This is a genomic window from Ameyamaea chiangmaiensis, assembly GCF_013376175.1.
Lineage (GTDB): Bacteria > Pseudomonadota > Alphaproteobacteria > Acetobacterales > Acetobacteraceae > Ameyamaea > Ameyamaea chiangmaiensis.
The window spans coordinates 1-1,983 of the sequence record NZ_JABXXR010000268.1 but is presented as its reverse complement, the minus strand read 5'-3'; the positions used below and the strand labels follow the sequence as shown (position 1 = coordinate 1,983).

Below are 1,983 nucleotides of genomic sequence, written 5' to 3'. Positions count from 1 at the left end.
GTTTCCTGGCCGGCGCAGGCGGCCAGCGAGAGCAGGCCGCCCAGCATCACGAACCCGGCCTTGCGCCCCGGCCCGCGAGGCGCGACACCTGAGGCCTGTTTCTTCACCGGGTTGACGAATGTCCGAACGCGCATCTGATCCTTGTTTCCTCTCGCTTCCGGACCCGGCAGCCGCCAGTCCCGTAGAGTCCGTGCCGCCATCTGCCGGTGACGGTAGCGCTAACGCCGACGACGCCGAAAGTCTTCATGCCGATAACGCGCCAATGCGGCAAGCCGATGACGGGGCCGGCCTGCTGACGCTGGTGGCGACCCCGATCGGTAATCTGGGCGATTTCAGCACCCGGGGGGCCGACGCCCTTGCCCGTGCCGACCTCGTCCTGTGCGAGGACACACGCACCACGGCCAAGCTGCTGCGTGCCAAGGGCCTGTCGGTCCGGACCGAACCCCTGCATGATCACAATGAGGCCCAGCGCGCTCCGGCCCTTGTCGAACGCCTTCTGGCGGGGGCCAGAATCGCCGTTGTGTCCGACGCCGGCACGCCGCTGATGTCCGACCCCGGGTTTCGTCTCGTACGTGCGGCGATCGACGCCGGCGTGACCGTGACGGCTGTTCCGGGCGCCAATGCGGCGGTCATCGCGCTGACCCTGTCGGGGCTGCCGCCGCATCCGTTCATGTTCGTGGGGTTTGCGCCACCGCGCTCGGCGGCGCGCCGCGATGGATTTTCACGTTTGCGTGCCGCCGAACAGGCGGGCCTGTCCGCCACCCTGATCTGGCACGAGGCACCGCACCGGCTGCGCGACATGCTGGCCGATCTTGCCGACGTCTTCGGGCCGGAACGTCCGGCGGCGGTGGCGCGCGAGCTGACCAAACGCTTCGAGGAGGTCCGTCGAGGCACCTTATCAGAGCTGCAGCGCTGGTTCGGCGCGACGGAACCGCGCGGCGAAATCACGGTCCTGATCGGCCCGGCGCCACAGGACGATGCCGGGGCCGCGGACCTCGACACGTTGTTGCGCGAAGCCCTGGCCACGAACAGCGTCAAGGATGCGGCGACCCTGGTGGCGACGACGGTCGCGCTGCCGCGCCGGACGGTCTATGCCCGCGCCCTCGAACTGGCGCGGACACGCGCGGCCGGAGAAGAATAGGCAGCGCTGCCTGACCGCCCCGGCCGTCCCTTTTACGGGACCATCAGCATGACGGTCGCGATACAGGCGATCCCTTCCTCGCGCCCGGTGAAGCCCAGCCGTTCGGAGGTGGTCGCCTTGACCGAAATCGTGCCGATGTCGACCTGAAGCAGGTCGGCCAGCCGCGCGCGCATTGCCTCGGCATGGGGGCCGATTTTCGGGCGCTCGCACACCAGCGTGACGTCGGCGCTGGTCAGGAAGCCGCCGCGTGCGCGAATACGCTCGCCCGCGTGGACAAGAAAGCGCGCGCTGTCGGCGTCTTTCCATTCATTGTCGCTGGGGGGGAAATGGCGGCCGATATCGCCCTCGGCCAGAGCGCCGTAAATCGCGTCGCACAGCGCGTGGATCCCGACATCGGCATCGGAATGCCCCGCCAGACCGCGCGTGTGCGGCACATCGATCCCGCACAGGATGAGCTTGCGCCCGTCCTCGAAGGCATGGACGTCGTAACCGGTACCGGCGCGGGGCAGCAGCTGCCCATCCATCAGACGTTCGAGACGCACGAGATCCTCCGCATAGGTCAGTTTGATATTGTCCTCGGTGCCCGGGACAAGCGCCACGTCGTGGCCCGCCCTCTCAAGCAGAAGCGCATCGTCGGTCGCGGCGCCGTCCGCGCTGGCGCCGTGCAGCGCATGCAGAAGCCCGAAATGGAAGCCTTGCGGCGTCTGCGCCCGCCAGAGCTGATCGCGCGACACGGTGCTCCTGCTCTGGCGATCGGGCTGGTTCGTCGGCGCCCCCCGGTCCGGCGCGCGGGGTGCCCATCCATGAGCACGTCTGCCATGCCCCGCCGCGTCCTGATCGGC

General features: G+C 69.0%; 2 protein-coding genes. One reads left to right on the top strand and one right to left on the bottom strand.

Annotated features, from left to right (window positions below; all coding sequences use genetic code 11):
• The first annotated feature begins 262 nt into the window (after window positions 1-262).
• A complete protein-coding gene (rsmI, locus tag HUK82_RS16215; protein WP_246495342.1) occupies window positions 263-1,141 on the top strand; it encodes a 16S rRNA (cytidine(1402)-2'-O)-methyltransferase in 879 nt (292 codons plus the stop codon).
• 32 nt (window positions 1,142-1,173) lie between these two features.
• Here rsmI and ispF read toward each other — a convergent pair.
• The coding region (ispF, locus tag HUK82_RS16210; RefSeq protein ID WP_176614907.1) for a 2-C-methyl-D-erythritol 2,4-cyclodiphosphate synthase at window positions 1,174-1,983 on the bottom strand (810 nt) is incomplete at its 5' end.